At 73.0% G+C, this 16,372-nt stretch carries 11 protein-coding genes, 1 tRNA gene and 5 pseudogenes; 4 read left to right on the top strand and 13 right to left on the bottom strand.

Annotated features, from left to right (window positions below):
• Nucleotides 1-59: 59 nt before the first annotated feature.
• Together AMK31_RS23965 and AMK31_RS23960 are read right to left on the bottom strand one after the other, a co-directional pair.
• Nucleotides 60-1,073 (bottom strand): hemolysin family protein, encoded by a 1,014-nt coding sequence (locus tag AMK31_RS23965; protein ID WP_073942672.1) that lies wholly within the window; start codon nt 1,071-1,073, stop codon nt 60-62.
• Nucleotides 1,073-2,413, bottom strand: a complete 1,341-nt coding sequence (locus AMK31_RS23960) for a hemolysin family protein (protein WP_073942671.1) — start codon at nt 2,411-2,413, stop codon at nt 1,073-1,075. Before AMK31_RS23960 ends, AMK31_RS23965 begins: the two co-directional genes overlap by 1 nt.
• A 248-nt stretch (nt 2,414-2,661) precedes the next feature.
• On the opposite strand from AMK31_RS23960, the gene AMK31_RS23955 reads away from it, so the two are divergent.
• Both AMK31_RS23955 and AMK31_RS23950 read left to right on the top strand, forming a co-directional pair.
• Nucleotides 2,662-4,326 carry an alkaline phosphatase D family protein gene (locus tag AMK31_RS23955; protein WP_073942670.1) on the top strand — a complete coding sequence of 555 codons (1,665 nt, stop codon included), beginning with the start codon at nt 2,662-2,664 and terminating at the stop codon, nt 4,324-4,326.
• Nucleotides 4,327-4,539: 213 nt separating this feature from the next.
• Complete coding sequence (locus AMK31_RS23950; protein WP_073942669.1) at nt 4,540-5,910, top strand: carbohydrate-binding protein; 1,371 nt, start codon at nt 4,540-4,542, stop codon at nt 5,908-5,910.
• 49 nt (nt 5,911-5,959) lie between these two features.
• Here the strand turns inward: AMK31_RS23950 and AMK31_RS23945 are convergent.
• From AMK31_RS23945 to AMK31_RS23910, 8 genes and pseudogenes are all read right to left on the bottom strand, one after another.
• Nucleotides 5,960-6,502: pseudogene (locus AMK31_RS23945) on the bottom strand (serine hydrolase domain-containing protein); the annotation flags it as partial.
• 128 nt (nt 6,503-6,630) lie between these two features.
• Nucleotides 6,631-7,662 (bottom strand): hypothetical protein, encoded by a 1,032-nt coding sequence (locus AMK31_RS23940; protein ID WP_073942668.1) that lies wholly within the window; start codon nt 7,660-7,662, stop codon nt 6,631-6,633.
• Nucleotides 7,663-7,827: 165 nt separating this feature from the next.
• Nucleotides 7,828-8,676 carry an MBL fold metallo-hydrolase gene (locus tag AMK31_RS23935; protein WP_241842712.1) on the bottom strand — a complete coding sequence of 283 codons (849 nt, stop codon included), beginning with the start codon at nt 8,674-8,676 and terminating at the stop codon, nt 7,828-7,830.
• A gap of 67 nt (nt 8,677-8,743) precedes the next feature.
• Complete coding sequence (gene ku / locus AMK31_RS23930; RefSeq protein WP_073942666.1) at nt 8,744-9,823, bottom strand: non-homologous end joining protein Ku; 1,080 nt, start codon at nt 9,821-9,823, stop codon at nt 8,744-8,746.
• A 182-nt stretch (nt 9,824-10,005) separates the two neighbouring features.
• Entirely contained in the window at nt 10,006-10,476 is a 471-nt protein-coding gene (locus tag AMK31_RS23925) for an ATP-binding protein (RefSeq protein ID WP_073942665.1), read from the bottom strand.
• 69 nt (nt 10,477-10,545) lie between these two features.
• A tRNA-Leu gene (locus AMK31_RS23920) sits at nt 10,546-10,630 on the bottom strand.
• Nucleotides 10,631-10,889: 259 nt separating this feature from the next.
• Nucleotides 10,890-11,765: pseudogene (locus tag AMK31_RS23915) on the bottom strand (aldehyde dehydrogenase family protein); the annotation flags it as partial.
• A 49-nt stretch (nt 11,766-11,814) separates the two neighbouring features.
• Nucleotides 11,815-12,000 (bottom strand): annotated as a pseudogene (locus AMK31_RS23910) (succinate--CoA ligase subunit alpha); the annotation flags it as partial.
• Nucleotides 12,001-12,005: 5 nt separating this feature from the next.
• Between AMK31_RS23910 and AMK31_RS41625 the strand changes: the two are divergent.
• Both AMK31_RS41625 and AMK31_RS23900 read left to right on the top strand, forming a co-directional pair.
• Nucleotides 12,006-12,062 (top strand): annotated as a pseudogene (locus AMK31_RS41625) (hypothetical protein); the annotation flags it as partial.
• Between the two features lie 66 nt (nt 12,063-12,128).
• Nucleotides 12,129-12,635 (top strand): annotated as a pseudogene (locus AMK31_RS23900) (MFS transporter); the annotation flags it as partial.
• A 76-nt stretch (nt 12,636-12,711) separates the two neighbouring features.
• Here AMK31_RS23900 and AMK31_RS23895 read toward each other — a convergent pair.
• From AMK31_RS23895 to eboE, 3 genes are read right to left on the bottom strand one after another with little or no spacing between them, the layout of a single operon-like run.
• A complete protein-coding gene (locus AMK31_RS23895; protein ID WP_073942664.1) occupies nt 12,712-13,752 on the bottom strand; it encodes a sugar phosphate isomerase/epimerase family protein in 1,041 nt (346 codons plus the stop codon).
• A gap of 60 nt (nt 13,753-13,812) precedes the next feature.
• On the bottom strand, nt 13,813-15,207 hold the full coding sequence (locus tag AMK31_RS23890; RefSeq protein WP_073942663.1) for a nucleotide pyrophosphatase/phosphodiesterase family protein: 1,395 nt from the start codon (nt 15,205-15,207) through the stop codon (nt 13,813-13,815).
• Entirely contained in the window at nt 15,204-16,370 is a 1,167-nt protein-coding gene (eboE, locus tag AMK31_RS23885; protein WP_073942662.1) for a metabolite traffic protein EboE, read from the bottom strand. The genes AMK31_RS23890 and eboE overlap by 4 nt, the downstream gene beginning before the upstream one ends.
• Nucleotides 16,371-16,372: the final 2 nt, after the last annotated feature.

Genomic DNA, 16,372 nt, shown 5'->3' with positions numbered 1-16,372 from the left:
AACGTTGTTCCCGCACCCGCCGGGCCGTCCCGGCGGGTGTGTCCGGTCACGCGGATGCCTCAGGCCGCGGGGCCGACCAGCTCGGACAGCACGTCCTCCATGGTCACGAACCCGATCACCTGGCCGCGCTCGCCCACCACGGCCGCGAGATGGCCGCCGCCGGCGCGCAGCGCGGTGAGGGTGTCGTCGAGCGGGGTGTCGATCCGCACCCGGGTGACGCGGTGCAGGGCGGTGCGCGGGAAGGGCCGGTCCCGGTCGGTGACGCCGAGGGTGTCCTTGATGTGGAGGTAGCCCAGCAGGGTGCCGCCGGGTCCGGTGACGGGGAAGCGGGAGTAGCCGGCCTCGGCGGCCACCCGTTCCAGCCGGGCGGGGGTGATCGAGGCGTCGACCGTGCGCATGGCGCGGGCCGGGACGAGGATCTCGCCGACCGGCCGGGTGCCCAGCTCCAGCGCGTCGCGCAGCCGCCGGCCGTCGGCGGGGCTGAGCAGTCCGGCCTCGCTGGCGTCGACGACCATGCGGGCCAGCTGGTCGTCGGTGAAGACGGACTCGACCTCGTCCTGCGGCTCGACGCGCAGCAGCCTCAGCAGGGCGTTGGCGAAGGCGTTGACGCCGAACACGACCGGCCGCAGAGCGCGGGTGAGCGCGACCAGCGGCGGGCCGAGCAGCAGGGCGGTGCCCACCGGGGCGGCCAGGGCGACGTTCTTCGGGACCATCTCGCCGATCAGCATGTGCAGATAGGTGGCGGCGGCCAGGGCGACGACGAAGGCGACGGGGTGGACCAGGCCGTGCGGGAGGTGGACCGCCTCGAAGCCGGGTTCCAGCAGCCGGGCGATGGCGGGCTCGGCGACCGCGCCCAGCACCAGCGACGAGACGGTGATGCCGAGCTGGGCGGTGGCCATCATCGCGGAGAGGTGCTTCAGGCCCCACAGGGTCATCCGGGCCCGGGTGTCGCCCGCCTGCGCGCGGGGTTCGATCTGGCTGCGGCGCACGGAGATCAGCGCGAACTCGGCGCCGACGAAGAAGGCGTTGGTGAGCAGGGTGAGGGCGCCGACGGCGAGCTGCAGGGCGGTCATCACGCGTCCTCGGTGAGAGTTGCGGGGCGGGCGGCGGAACCGGCCGGGGCGGTGACGCGTATCCGGTCGGCGCGGTGGTGGTCGACCTCCAGGACCTCCAGCCGCCAGCCGTCGAGGTCGAGGGTGTCGCCCTTGACGGGGATGCGGGCGAGCCGGGTGGCGATCAGTCCGGCCAGGGTCTCGTACGGCCCGTCGGGCGCGGCGAGCCCGGTCTCCGCGAGCTGGTCGAGGCGTACGCCGCCGTCCGCCTCCCACACCGCGCGGCCGTCCCCGGTGTGCGGGGCGGGCAGCAGGCCGGGGGGCTCGACGGGGTCGTGCTCGTCGCGGACCTCGCCGACGACCTCCTCGACGATGTCCTCCACGGTGGCCACCCCGGCCGTACCGCCGTACTCGTCGATGATCACGGCCATGGTGCGGCTCGCGCGCAGCCGCTCCAGCAGGCGGTCCGCGGGCAGGCTGTCGGGCACCAGCAGCGGTTCGGTGGTCAGTTCCGTGACGGGGGTGGCGGCCCGGCGCCCGGGCGGCAGGGCGAGGACGTCGCGGATGTGGACGGTGCCGACGACCTCGTCGAGGGTGTGGCGGTAGACGGGGAAGCGGGACAGTCCGGTGGCGTGGCTGAGGCGGGCGGCGTCGGCGGCGGTGGCGTGCGCCTCCAGGGCCCTGACGTCGACGCGCGGTGTCATCACGTTCTCCGCCGTCAGCTCGCCCAGGTGCAGGGTGCGCACGAACAGCTCGGCGGAGTCCGCCTCCAGGGCGCCCTCGGCGGCCGAGTGCCGGGCGAGCGCGACCAGTTCGTCCGGCGTGCGGGCGGAGGCCAGTTCGTCGGCGGGTTCCAGGCCGAAGCGGCGTACGACACGGTTCGCGGTGTCGTTGAGGTGGCGGATGAACGGGCCGAAGGCGGCGGTGAAGCCGCGCTGCGGGCCCGCGACCACCTTGGCCACGGCCAGCGGACGGGAGATCGCCCAGTTCTTCGGCACCAGTTCACCGGCCACCATCAGCACGACGGTCGACACGGCCACGCCGAGCAGGGTCGCCACCGGTGCGGCGGCGCCGCCCAGGCCGGCCGCGCGCAGCGGTCCGCGCAGCAGCGCGGCGAGGGACGGTTCCGCCAGCATGCCAATGACCAGGGAGGTGACGGTGATGCCGAGCTGGGCGCCGGAGAGTTGCAGGGTCAGCCGGCGTACGGCCTTCAGCGCGCCGTCGGCGCCGCGCTCGCCCGCCTCCACGGCCCGCTCCAGGTCGGCCCGTTCGACGGTGGTCAGTGAGAACTCGGCGGCGACGAACACCGCGCAGGCCAGCGTGAGCAGCAGGGCGAGCAGGAGCAGCAGGAGTTCGGTCACCGTGCCACCCCCGTTCCCTCGGCTCCGGGAGTCCGGCGGGGGAGAGCACGGCTGGTACTGGGAGGCTCACCCATCGGGGGTCCGTCGCTCCTTCTCATAGGGTCACCTGCTTGCGCGTCCACTGTAAAGGACTCGCAAAGCCGGGACCACGTCACCCGCAAGCCACCCACGAATTGCACTTTTTGTCTGCCTAGCATGCGTACTCCGCGTGACTCCGCGTGACGATCCGCGTGATGAGAGGACATCAGATGGCGCCCACAGGCCGTCACCCAGGCCTGCCCGAGCATCCTTCCGCCCCCACCGACGCCGTCTGGCGTTCCGCCGCCCCGCATCTCGCCCGCCGCCGTTTCCTCACCGTGGCCGCCGCGGCCACCGCGCTCGCCTTCGGCACCGGCCTGCCGGCCAGGGGCGCGATGGCCGCGCCCCGGCTCGACGCCGCCCGGATCACCGAGGACCCGTTCACGCTGGGCGTCGCCTCGGGCGACCCGCTGCCCGACTCGGTGGTGCTGTGGACCCGCCTCGCTCCCACGCCCTACGAGCCCGACGGCGGGCTCGGGCAGCAGCGGATCACCGTGGAATGGGAGCTGGCCGCCGACGAGTTCTTCGCCATCGTGGTCCGCACCGGCACCGCCGTGGCCTACCCGGAGTACGCGCACAGCGTGCACGTCGACGTCCAGGGCCTCGACCCGGACACCCACTACCACTACCGGTTCCGCACCGGCACCTGGATCAGCCCGGCGGGCCGCACCCGCACCGCGCCCGCCCAGGGTGCCGCCGCGCCGCGGGTCCGGCTGGCGGCGGTCGCCTGCCAGGCGTACTTCGACGGCTTCTACACCGCCCACCGGCATCTGGCGCAGGAGGACGTCGACCTGGTCTTCCACCTCGGCGACTATCTGTACGAGTACCCCGTCGACTCCTCGGCCGGGGAGCGCGGGTACGCCGCCGGCACGCTCCCGGACGTCTTCGACCGGGAGACGATGACGCTGGCGGACTACCGGATGCGGTACGCGCTGTACAAGAGCGACCCGGACCTGCGGGCCTGCCACGCCGCCCACCCCTTCGTCGTCGCCTGGGACGACCACGAGACGGAGAACAACTACGCGAACTCCGTCCCCGAGAACGACGTCCCGCCCGAGCAGTTCCTGCTGCGGCGGGCCGCCGCCTACCGCGCGTACTGGGAGAACCAGCCGCTGCGCGCGGCACAGCTGCCCCAGGGCCCGGACGCGCGGCTGTACCGCCGGCTCCGCTGGGGCACCCTCGCCCAGTTCGACGTGCTCGACACCCGGCAGTACCGCTCCGACCAGGCCTACGGCGACCGGCCCAGCGTCCCGGGCCCCGAGTCGGACGACCCGGCGCGCACCCTCACCGGCGCCGCGCAGGAACGCTGGCTCATCGACGGGTGGGCGGCCTCCGACGCGCTGTGGAAGGTGATGCCGCAGCAGGTGTGCTTCTCCCAGCGCAAGTTCGACGAGAACGAACCGGCGAAGCTCTCCATGGACGCCTGGGACGGCTACCGCGCCTCCCGCGACCGGGTCGTCGCCGGGGCGAAGGCGGCCGGCGTCGCCAACTGGCTCGTCCTCACCGGCGACGTCCACGTCGGCTACGCCTTCGACATCAAGGACGACTTCGAGGACCCGCAGTCCCGCACGCTCGGCACGGAACTCACCTCCACGTCCGTCACCAGCGGCAAGGACGGCGCCCAGAAGCCGTCCAACTGGGAGACGTTCATGCGGGTCAACCCGCACCTGCGGTTCTACGACGGCAGACGCGGCTACGTCCGGGTGGAGCTGGGCCGGACCCTGGCGCGGGCCGACTTCCGGACCGTCTCCGCCGTGACGACGCCCGGCGCGCCCGTCACGACGGCCGCGTCCTTCGTCACCGAGGTGGGGGACCCCGGGCTGAAACCAGCGTGAGGCCACCGCCCTCCCGGTCACCCGCCGCACCCCCTGACACGGCCTACTGCACATGGCGCCCCGCGCCGCACCAAAAGCGCGAAAGCACGTCACCGACGACATCGCCGCCGACCTGCAGGGCAAGGCCTACCCCGTCCTGCCCTTCCCCTCCGCCCAGCCCCTCCCTTCCCCTCTCCCCTCCCCCTCTCCCCTCGAGCGAAGGAGACAGCCCGCATGGCCCGCAGACGAACCGTCACCCGGCCCCGCGCCGCCCTCAGCGTCCTCGGCGCACTGGTCCTCGCCGGACTCCCGTCCGCCGCCGGGGCCGATCCCGCGCCCGCCGCCGGGCCCGCCCCCAGCGCGGCGCAGACGCTCGGCGCCGACAAGCCGTCCCAGGAGATGCTGCTCGCCCTGGAACGCGACCTCGGGCTGACGCCGGTCCAGGCGCAGACACGGCTGGTCAACGAGGCGGAGGCGGGCACCCGCGCGGGCCGGCTGCGCAACGCGCTGGGCGAGCGGTTCGCCGGTGCCTGGGTGCGGGGCTCGGCCGCCGAGGAGCTGACCGTCGCGACCACCGACGCCAGGGACGTGCCGGCCATCGAGGCCGGCGGCGCGAAGGCCGCGGTCGTCACCAACCCGCTGTCCCGGCTGCGTGCCGTGAAGGCCCAGCTGGACAAGGCGTCCCTGCTGACCGACACCCGGAACACACCGCTGTGGTACGTCGACGTGCCCGGCAACCGGGTCGTGGTGGAGGCCACCGACCAGGCCTCCGGCGACGGCTTCGTCAAGGTGTCCGGGCTGGACCCGCGGTGGGTCTCGGTGCGGGTGACAGCGAACCGGCCGCGGCTGTACGAGAACATCACCGGCGGTGACGCCTTCTACATCGACGCCGCCTCGCGCTGCTCGGTCGGCTTCTCCGTCACCAAGGGCGAGCAGCAGGGCTTCGTCACCGCGGGCCACTGCGGCTCGCCGGGCGCCGTCACCACCGGCTTCAACCAGGCCGCCCAGGGCACGTTCCAGAGCTCCACGTTCCCCGGCCGGGACATGGCGTGGGTGGGCGTCAACGGCGGCTGGACCGCGACTCCCGACGTGAAGGCGGCGGGCGGCCAGAAGGTGCAGGTCACCGGGTCGGTCCAGGCGCTCGTCGGGGCGTCCGTGTGCCGTTCCGGGTCGACCAGCGGGTGGCACTGCGGGACGGTCGAGCAGCACGACACGAGCGTCAGCTACCCGGAGGGCACCGTCGACGGCCTCACCCGGACGACGGTGTGCGCCGAGCCGGGCGACTCCGGCGGCCCCTATGTCGCGGGCGTCCAGGCGCAGGGCGTGACCTCCGGCGGCAGCGGCGACTGTGCCACCGGCGGGACCACCTTCTTCCAGCCGGTCAACCCGATCCTCGACGGCTTCGGCCTCACCCTGAAGACGGCCGCCACGCAGAGCGCGCCCACCCCGCAGGACAACGCCGTCGACGCGTGGACCACGGGCCGTGTCTACGCGATCGGCTCCACCGTGACGCACGCGGGAGTGCGGTACCAGTGCCTTCAGCCCCACCAGGCGCAGGGCGGGTGGGCTCCGGAGACGACACCGGCTCTCTGGCAGCGCCTGTAGGAGGTGTACGTCCGGTGCGGGTGGGCGCTCCCCCGCGCCGGACGTCGTGTCATGGCTCCGCGAGGAGGCCGTACGCCGTGGTCACGAACGGGTCGCGGTGCCGGAAGCGGCGGGTGCACAGCGCGGCCAGGGCCGTGCCGGTGTCGGGCCGGAAGCCGAGGAACGCCTGCTGGCCGAGGGTCGCGCCGCAGTGGAAGTACATCGGTCCGCCCGGCGCCGGATGCCGGAACCAGGCCACGGTGTGCACATGCCGGTGCCCGAGCCCCCGGCGCAGCACCGGTGTGCGCACCGCCCGCGGCACGCCGTTCGGGTCGAGATGGGCTTCGAGGAAGGTCAGCAGGTCGTGCGGGGTGGCCCGGATCGCCCCGGCCGCCGTGAAACCGCCGGCGTCGAACGCGGGAACGGGCGTACGGCCGTCCCCGGCGCGCCCGGCGGCGTCGGTCCCCGGGTCGTCCGCCGCCCGCAGCGCGGTGCCGTGCAGTCCGAGCGGGCGCAGCACGTGCGCGGCGAGAAGGTCCTCCCACGGCGTGCCGGTCGCCGCGGCCACGGCGTGGCCCAGCACGGCGACACCGAAGTTGGAGTAGTGCCAGCGGGCCCTCGTGCCACGCGGCCCGGCTTCTCCAGGCCGACCGACCGCGCAGAGCATCAGGGGGCCCAACTGAACGCCGTCCGGGGCTGGTTCGAGCCTCGAAGCGGCCGTCACCACATGTCCGTGACGCTCTACTCCGGGCGTCCGTCGGGCTGTCGCGTACCGGCGCCGCCGGGGGCCTCCGAGACGTTCCAGGCGACGGCGCCCGCGTCGGTCCCCACGGAGGCGATCTCGAACGTCACCTCGCCCCGCGGCCGCTTGACGGCCACCAGCTCGTTGCCCGTGTTGCACGGCAGTCCGCGGGTGTCCGTCGTCCCGTTGACGGTCAGTCGGACCTTGACGGCCGTGCCCCGCCCGCGGCAGACGACCGACAGGAAGTGGTCGGTGCCGGAGTCGAGCCCCGAGACCTGACGGCGGATCCGCCCGGGGAGGTCACCGACCCCCTCGTCCGCGTGGTCGTCCGGCTCGCGGTCCAGGTTCAGATCGGCGTAGAGGCCGTCCAACGCCGCCTGCCGGTAGACGTTCAGCGGCGAAGTGCTCTCCAGCAGCCGCTGCACGTCCCGCAGGGTCCTGCGGTTGTACGTCTCCCCGACGGCGAACTCGGCGACCGCGTCCTCGGGCAGCCCCCGGACGGCCCGGCGATACGCGTCGGGGCCGATGGAGCGGCCCTCGAACTCGCCCCGGCCGAAGGTCTGCGCGTCGTAGGGCAGGGCCGCGTCGTCACCGATCAGTTCCACCCCGCGCTCCAGGCCGGCGAGCCCCACGAGGTAGGTGTGGCCGGGCTCCAGACGGGACGCTCCCTCGCGTGCGGCTTCCTCCCTGCCGCCCCAGAGGGTGCCGTACCAGCCGTTCACCCGCAGGGTGATCCGCTCGGGCAGCCGGGGTGCGCCGGGCCGCGACCAGACGACGCGGGTGACGTTCGCGGTGACCGTCCGGGGGATGTAGTCGCCGTCCTTCGGGTCGGGCTCCCCCGCCTTCTCCCCGGTGACGCGGATGACGGCGGCGTGGTCGCCGTGGGCGACCCACTCCTCCGCGGCGGCCGAGCCGCGGAACGGGTCGTACGAGGCACGGGAATGCAACCGCCGGCCGTCGTCCCCGACGACGGCCATCGTGCACCCGACGACCGCCAGGACGACCACCCCGGTGGCGATCCCGATGCTCACTCGTCTTCTCGGCGCCACCACAGTGCTCCCGTCCGATCCCCTGAGTTCCAGCCGCGTCGCGCGTCGACGGCCGACCGACTGTAGCCCTGCCGGACACACGGCCGTCGGGCGGGGCGCCGTTCGTCGGCGGTTTCGGGGTGCGGAGGACCGGTTCAGAGGACCGGTTCAGACGACCGTCGGCGCCGCCCCGGGTGCGGGGCTGATCCGTGCGCGTTCGCCGTGGTGGCAGTGGACGATACGGTCGCCGAGTCCGATGGCCTCCGTCTCGGTGAGGAACGCGGACAGGGGCGAACGCATCACCGTGTAGTCCCCGTAGTGGATCGGCAGGATGCGGCGGGGGTCGAGGCGCCGGGCCAGTTCCGCGCCCTGGACACCGTCCATGGTCACCACGAAGCCACCGGGGAGGCGTGTGCCGCCCAGGTGCAGAACGGCCAGGTCGGCGGCCGGGAAGCGGCGGGCGATCTCGTCGAGGCCGTCGTACACCAGCGTGTCGCCGGAGATGTACAGCCGTAGCCGGACCGGCCCTCCCACCGGGCCGAACTCCAGCATGCTGCCCATCACCGGCGGCAGCAGGCCGCGCAGCACGGGATGCCCCGCGTGGCGTCCCGGCAGCGCCGTCACCCGGACCTGCGTGTCGCCTCGCTGCAGGGTCAGCCCCTGCCAGGTGCGCAGCCCCGCGGTGTAGGGGAAACGGTGCACGACCCGGAGGCGGCGGGCGGCGTGCGGCGTGGTCAGCACGGGCACGGTGTGGTCCAGCTGCCTGTTCGTCCGGCGGTCCCAGTGGTCACCGTGCAGGTGCGACAGGACCACCCCGTCCAGCGGTGGAAGCTCGTCCGCGCCGATCGCGGGTTCGGTCAGGCGGCGGCTCAGCAGCCCGTAGCCGAGATACGCGTACTCTCCGCGGTGCAGGAAATTGGGGTCGGTGAGCAGGGTGAGCCCGCCGTAGCGCAGCAGAACGGTCGCGTTGCCGATGAAGTGGAGATCGACCGCGCCGTCGGTGATGTCGTCGTCCACGGGCACACGGAGTACCCCTGTCGGGCGTGGTCATTCGGGCCTGGGCCGGCCGTCCGGCGCCCCGGTGTCAGGCCGCCGCCGTCCTCTTCCTGCGGCGCCCGGCTCGGGCGAGCGCGTCGATCAGCTGCTCCCGGCTCATCCTCGACCGGCCGGCGACGTCCTGATCGGTGGCCCGCTGGTACAGCTCCGCCTTGCTCAGCCTCCCCAGCTCGCTCTTCGACGCCGCGCCGGAGCCCTTCGGACCGCTGGACCTACCGGCCTTTCCGGCGGTCTTGCGCGGCTTCCCCGCCGCGGCCGTGGAGGGCTTCCGCGTCTTCCTCCGGGACGCCGCCGCCCCGGGTTCACCGCGTTCCTCCAGCCGGCCGCCACCGCGGGCGCGGTCGATGCTGCCCTGGAGGACCTGCATCAGGTCGATGACGTCGGTCGCCGCGGGTGGCTCCGCCGCGGGCGTGATCTCCTGCCCCTCCGCCTTCGCCCGCACCAGTTCCCGGACCTTCTCCTGGTAGGTGTCGTGATAGCGGGACGGGTCCCACGGCCCGCTCAGCGTCTCGACCAGTTGCAGCGCCATGTCCAGCTCCTTGCCGCGCCCGGCGCGGCCCGAGGGCAGTTCGGGCAGCTCCCGGCCGGGGTCGCGGACCTCGTCGGCCCAGTGCAGGGTCTGCAGGACCAGCACCTGCGCCTCCGCCCGCAGAGCGGTCAGATACTGCCTGCCGCGCATTACGAGGGTGGCGATCCCCACCTTGCCGGACTCGGCCAGCGCCGCGCGCAGCAGCTCGTACACCTTCAGGTACTCCCCGCCGCGCGGGGCGACGTAGTAGGTGCGGTCGAAGTAGACCGACTCGATCTCCTCCAGCTCGACGAAGTCGGAGATCTCGATGGTCCGGGAGCGGCCCGGCGCGATCTCGTCCAGTTCGTCGGGTTCGATGACGACGTACTCGCCCTCCCCCACCTCGAAGCCCTTGACGATGTCGTCACCGGCGACTTCCTCGCCGGTGCGCTCGTTGACCCTGCGGTTGCGGATGCGGTCGGAGGTGCCGCGCTGCAGCTGGTGGAAGCGGACGGCGTGCTCCTCGGTCGCCGCGTACAGGCCGACCGGCACGCTGACCAGCCCGAACGTGATCACGCCGGTCCACATCGCCCGGGCCATCCGTCCGCTCCTCGGGGTTCCCGGAACACCCCCGCACGGGTGCTCCCTGCCTGCCCTCCACGCTGGCCCACTCCTCGCACGGGCGCGCGCCGGGTGGGCCGCACGGGGCAAGCTGCAGGCGAGAGGGCCGGGAACCGGGCTCGGCCGGGCCTACTGGTGGCTCCAGTCCTACTGGTGGTGGCTCACTCCCCGGTCGCCCGCACGTCGAAGTCCCCGCGCCCGTCGAACCGCACCTCCAGCACGGCATCGAAGCCGTCGTCGGGCGACGGCTCGCGCAGACGCCTCAGCGTCGCGAGGACGCCGACGTCGGGCACGCGGTCGCGGCCCTCGCGGGCGGCGTTGCGGCGCAGCGACCCGGTGAGGTCCGGGGGGAACCAGTACGCCGTCGCCGTGGCACCGTGGGCGCGGGCGGCCTCCACCAGCGGGGTCCACTCCTCCGGGGACGGGTTGGTGTTGTCCACCGCCACGGGCTGGCCCGCCGCCAGGGCCTCCGCCACCAGCCGCATCTGCCGCCGCTGCTTGTTGCGGGCGCCCCGCGGGAAGAGGTCCTTGCTCACCAGCGCGTACCGGCCGGACAGCCGCCGCCGGTAGAAGGTCGACTTCCCGGACGCCTGCAGCCCGACGAGCACCGCGACATCCAGTCCCGTCGTCATACCGGCAACCATGACACGAAGACACGAAATGGTGGCCGGGATCGCTCCCGACCACCATTTCGTGATCTGTGTCCGAGGGGGGACTTGAACCCCCACGCCCGATAAAGGGCACTAGCACCTCAAGCTAGCGCGTCTGCCATTCCGCCACCCGGACTAGGTGTTTGTCGCCTTTCGGGGGTGTTCCCCGCGGCGACATGGACAACAATACCAAGGTTTCGGAGTGCCTTTCACCTGCGTATCCGTACCCCTGAGCCACCCCGGGGCGGGCCGCCTGACCCCGCGGCGCCGGATCACCGCGGGTGACGGTGCGATCACTGTGCGAACGCAGGCCGCGGGAGTCAGACGTCAGGGCATGTGGCGTGAGGGCATGTGGGGTCAAGGCATGCGGCGGACGTCCCGGTGAGCCGCGGACGTCACGGCATCAAGTGGTAGTCCGGGAAGTTGCCGGGCAGCCGTTCCCCCGCCGGGCCCTGGGTGACGGCGCGGATCAGCAGCTCGCCGCCGACGAAGGCGCCGCGCCAGGACGCGCCGAGGCCGCCGAACAGCTCGTCGCGGTCGCCGCGGGAGCGCGGTGTGCCGTAGCCGACCTTGAACGCGCGGATCTGCGGGGCCAGCCGGTCGTACGCCGCCCGGTCGTCCGTGGCCAGCGTGGCGACCAGCGCGCCGTTGGAGGCGTTCATGGCGGCCAGCAGCTCCGCCTCGGTGTCGACCAGGACGATGGTGTCGACCGGGCCGAAGGGTTCCGCGTGGTGCAGCGGGGAGGACGGCGGGGGGTTGAGGAGGGTGACGGGCTGGACGTACGCCGAGGTGTCCTGGCCTGGTAGGAAGCGGGCGGCGGCGGGCCGGCCGCGGTACAGCGGGACGGCGCCGCGGTCGATCGCCTCGGCCACCTGGTCCTGGAGTTCCTTGGCCTTGGCCGCGTTGATCACCGGCCCGAAGTCGAGCGCCGGGCAGGGGTCGCCGGGGTGCTCCACCGCCAGGGGGTGGCCGACGCGGAGGGTGCGGACCGCGGGGAGGCAGGCCTCGAGGAACGCGTCGAAGAGTTCCCGTTGGACGACGAAGCGCGGGTAGGCCGTGCAGCGCTGCTTGCCGTAGTCGAAGAGCTTGGGGACGACGGCGGTGAGCGCGTCCCAGTCCGTGAAGTTCCAGATGCCCCAGGTGTTGAGTCCTTCCTGTTCCAGGATGTGCCGCTTGCCTAGGTCGGCGACGGCCGTGGCCACCGTGGCGCCGGTGTCGCGGCCGCCGACGAAGGAGACGCAGCCGATCTCGGGCGCCCGCACCAGCACGAGGGTGAGACGGGCAGTCCCTCGCGTCACCCCGCTGCGGGTATGAGTGGGGTCACTCCGCGGCGCCCAGGACGGCCTGGGCGAGGCGGGCGGTCCCGGTCGGGGTGCCGCCCACCCGTACGCCCAAGGCCTCCAGGGCCTCTTTCTTCGCCTGTGCCGTCCCGGAGGATCCGGACGCGATCGCTCCGGCGTGCCCCATGGTCTTGCCCTCGGGGGCGGTGAATCCGCATCCGTGTCCTGGACATGACCCACGTCCGGTCCGGGCCGTCGGCGACGCAGCTCCTCGCCTGGCTCGGCGCGGACGTCGTCAAGCTGGAGGCGCCCTCGGCAAGTGGTATCCGGAGCGCAAGGGCGGCAAGACCGGTCGCAGGCGGCATCGTGGCCACGGCGATGTCCCTGAAGGCGATCGTCAACGGCACCGGCCGCGGGGTCATCGGCTGGATCTCCGACCGCTACGGCCGCCGCAACACGCTGATCATCGTGTGCCTGGTGCTGGGTACCGCCCAGTTCGGCGTGCTGGTCTCCGGCCAGATGGGCAGCATGCCGTTCTTCCTGTTCTGCTCCATGGTGTCCGGCTTCGGCGGCGGGGCGATCTTCCCGCTGTTCGCGGCCATGACGGCGGACTACTTCGGTGAGAACAACAACGCCACCAACTACGGCATGGTCTACAGCTCGAAGCTGATCTCCGGCCTGGTCGGCTCGGGGATGGGCGCGATCGTGGTCGGCGCCTGGGACTACGAGGGCGCGTTCGTGCCGGCCGGCTGCATCGGCCTGGCGTCGGCGGTGCTGGCGCTGTTCCTGAAGGCCCCGGGCCGGCCGGCGGTCCGCCGGGTCGTGCCGAACCCGCAGCCGCTGGGCGAGGAGTCCGCGTGATCTGACGCGGGGGGAGGGAAGGGCCCCTCCCGGAGTTCCGGTTCCGGGAGGGGCCCTTCCTGGTGTGCGCGTGCGGTCAGCAGTCCTCCCGCAGCGAGTGCAGATGCGCGCTGGACTTGCGGGCGAAGGCGAAGGACTCGACGGGGTTGTCGTGCTCGGCCTGCCAGTGGTGGGCGAGCCGCTGCCCGCGCAGCCGCGTCACGCCGGAGATGAACCGCTGGTAGTCGATGTCGCCGTCGCCGACGTCGGTCATGCGGTAGCCGTGCTCCGTCGACGGGTCGCTGACGCCGTCCTTGACGTGGAAGAGCGGATAGCGGTCGGGGTCGCGCTGGACGTAGTCGAGCGGCTCGAACGGCGCGGGGGTGCCGTCGGGCCGCTTGGAGAAGCGGAACTGGCCGACGTACGCCCAGTAGACGTCCATCTCCAGGTACACCAGGTCCGGGTCGGTCTCGGCGAGCAGCACGTCGTAGAGGCGCACGTGCGGCTTGTCGGTGGCGAAGGAGAACTCCTCGGAGTGGTTGTGCTGGTAGAACTTCATGCCGCGTGCCCTGGCCGCCGCGCCGTAGGTGTTGAAGTCCTCGGCGGCCCGCTTCCAGGCGTCGACGGTGGAGCCGTAGCGGAACGGGCCGGAGGCGGTGCCGATGTGCTTCAGCCCGAGGGCCTCGGCGTCGTCGAGGACCTTGGTGAGGTTGGTGGCGAAGGTGTAGGCGTTCGGGTCGCTGGAGTAATAGCCGACGTGGCTGCCGATCGGGTTCAGGCCGTGGCTCCGCGCCAGCCGCTTGAGCTGGGCGAGTGTGATGGGGCCGGCCGAGCCCTGGGTGTAGCCGGCGAACTCGACCTCGTCATAGCCGTACCGTTCCAGCTCGGCGAAGACGGGGCCGAAGCCGAGGGTGGAGACCTTGTCGCGCAGGCTGTAGAGCTGGATGCCGAGGCGGCCGGGAGGCAGCACGGGGCGGCCGCGGCCGTGCGGGGCGCTCGCGGCCCCGGTGGCGGCCGTCGCGGGGGTCGTGGCGGCGCCGAGCAGGGCGGCGGCGGTGGCGCCTGCGGCGACGCCGAGCATGCCCCGTCTGCTGATGCGGTGGCCGAGTTCGGGGTCGGGCTGGGAGAAGCGGCTCATGCCTGGAACTCCTGTGGGTCGGGGGCCGTTGTCAGTGGTGGGTGCTTCACTGGTGACCAGTCAGGAGAGACCGGCCAGTTCGAGCAGGAGTGCTTTCACGTCGGTGGCCGCGACGCGGTCGCCGACAGCGCGGGGGGTGGAGCAGATGAGGAGCGGACCGTCGTAGTCGCTCGCCGGGAGGCGGCCGTGGCTGCCTCGAATAGGTGAGGGGTCCAGGGGCACGACCGCCATGCGGTAGCGCAGGCCCAGCTTCTTGCGGGCCAGGGCTGTGGCCGCCTTCACCTTGACGTAGGGGTCGAGGGGATCCATGAAGAGTTCCACCGGGTCGTAGCCGGGTTTGCGGTGGATCTCGACGAGCTGCGCGAAGTCGGGCGCGCGGGCGTCGTCGAGCCAGTAGTAGTACGTGAACCAGGCATCCGGCTCCGCGACGGCGACGAGTTCGCCGGAGCGCGGGTGATCGAGGTGGTGGGCCTTCTTGCCCTCGTCGTCGAGAAGCCGCTCGATGCCGGGGAGCCCGGTCAGCGCGGCGCGGGTCGCCTCCAGGTCCTCGGGGCGGCGTACGTACACATGGGCGATCTGGTGGTCGGCCACGGCGAAGGCGCGGGACGCCATCGGGTCCAGGTATTCCATGCCGTCCTGGGTGTGCACCTCCAGCAGTCCGGCGCGGCGCAGGGCCCGGTTGATGTCGACGGGCCGGGACACGCGGGTGATGCCGTACTCGGACAGCGCGACGACGGTACGGCCCTCGGCGCGGGCGTCGTCGAGCAGCGGGGCGAGCGCCGCGTCCAGGTCGGCGGCCGCCTGCAGGGAGCGCGGGTCGTCGGGTCCGAAGCGCTGGAGGTCGTAGTCGAGGTGAGGGAGGTAGCAGAGGGTCAGGTCGGGGCGGCGGGTGCGCTGGATGTGGCGGGTGGCGTCGATGATCCAGCGGCTGGAGACGAGGTCGGCGCCGGGGCCCCAGAAGTGGAAGAGCGGGAACGTGCCGAACTTCCGGGTGAGTTCGTCGTGCAGGGCGGCGGGACGGGTGTAGCAGTCGGGTTCCTTGCGGCCGTCGGCGTAGTAGACCGGGCGGGGGGTGACGGTGATGTCGGTGTCGGCGCCCATGGCGTACCACCAGCAGATGTTGGCGACCGTGTAGCCGGGGTGGGCGCGGCGGGCGGCGTCCCACAGTTTGTCGCCGGCGACCAGGCCGTTGTGCTGACGCCACAGCAGGACGTCGCCGAGTTCGCGGAAGTACCAGCCGTTGCCGACGATGCCGTGCTCCGACGGCGTCGTACCGGTGAGGAAGGTGGACTGGGCGGCGCAGGTGACGGCGGGCAGCACGGTGCCGAGGTGCGCGTGGGAGCCGGACCGGGCGAGGGCCTTCAGGTGCGGCATGTGGTCGAGGAGACGGGGGGTGAGGCCGACGACGTCGAGGACGAGGAGCGGGGTGGGGCGCGCCGGGGCGTGGGCGGTCACGGCAGCTCCTTCAGGCCGAGGTCGGTGAGCAGGTCGCGGGCCAGGGTGAGTTCGGCGGCGATGCCGTCGGCGAGCTGGGCGCGGGTGTGGGGCCGCAGCTCGGGCGGGAGGGCCTGCCAGGTGTAGGTCTCGACCTCCAGGTGGCGGGTGAGCGGGTGCGGGCCGCCGACGAGCCGGGTCAGGGCGGTCTTCAGGACGGGGAGGGTCGAGGTGAGGGGTGCGGCGGGAGCCGCGTGCAGCGGGACGTGGAAGTGGGACCGCCAGGGTGCGCCGTCCGGCAGGGCGTCGCCCTCGACGGCCTCGCCGAGGTCGTCGGTGCCGCGCAGGCCGGCGGCGGTGGAGGTGCGGGTCTGGTGCAGGAAGCGGGGCTCGTCGAAGGCGGCGAGGGCTTCCCGGACCTCGGGGAGATGGGGTTGTTCGGCGTGCAGGGCGGCGGAGAGCTGCGACTTGACGACGGGGACACCGGCCCGGGCGAGGGCGTCCAGGGCGGTGTGCGGGTCCTCGAAGGAGGTGGCGAGATGGCAGGTGTCGACACAGATGCCGATGCGGGGGTGGTCGATCGCGGTCAGCGGGGCGAGGGCGTCGCCGGTGGTCTCGACGACGCAGCCCGGCTCCGGCTCCAGGCCGACGCGCAGCGAGCGGCCGGTGAGCTCGGCGAGGGCGTCGAGGCGTTCGCCGAGGGTGACCAGCGCGGCGCGGGCGGCGGCGCGTTCGTCGTCGGCGGCGGTGCGCCAGGCGAGCGGCAGGGTGGAGATGCTGCCCTCGGTGACGTCGTCGGGGAGCAGTCCGGCGAGCACGCGGGCCAGGGCGGTGGTGTGGTCGAGCCGTTCCGGGTCGGCCCAGTCCGGGCGGTAGACGCGGTACTTGACCTGCTCCGCGCCGAACCCTTCGTACGGGAAGCCGTTGAGGGTGACCACCTCCAGGCCGCGCCGGTCCAGCTCGGTGCGCAGGGCGCGCAGCGCGGACGGGTCGCCCTCCAACGCGCGGGCGGCGTCCCTGGCGAGCCACAGGCCGATGCCGAGGCGGTCGCGTCCGAGGCGGCGACGCACTGGTTCGCAGTGGTCGCGGAGCTGGGCGAGAACGCCGTCGAGGGTCTCCGCGGGGTGCACGTTGGTGCAGTAGGCGAGGTGGACGGTGGAGCCGTCGGGGTGGCGGAAGCGCATCG

The sequence above is a fragment of the Streptomyces sp. TSRI0107 genome (assembly GCF_001905845.1).
In the GTDB taxonomy this organism is placed as follows: domain Bacteria; phylum Actinomycetota; class Actinomycetes; order Streptomycetales; family Streptomycetaceae; genus Streptomyces.
Note: the sequence above shows the minus strand (reverse complement) of the source record. Positions and strands in the feature narration are given on the sequence as shown.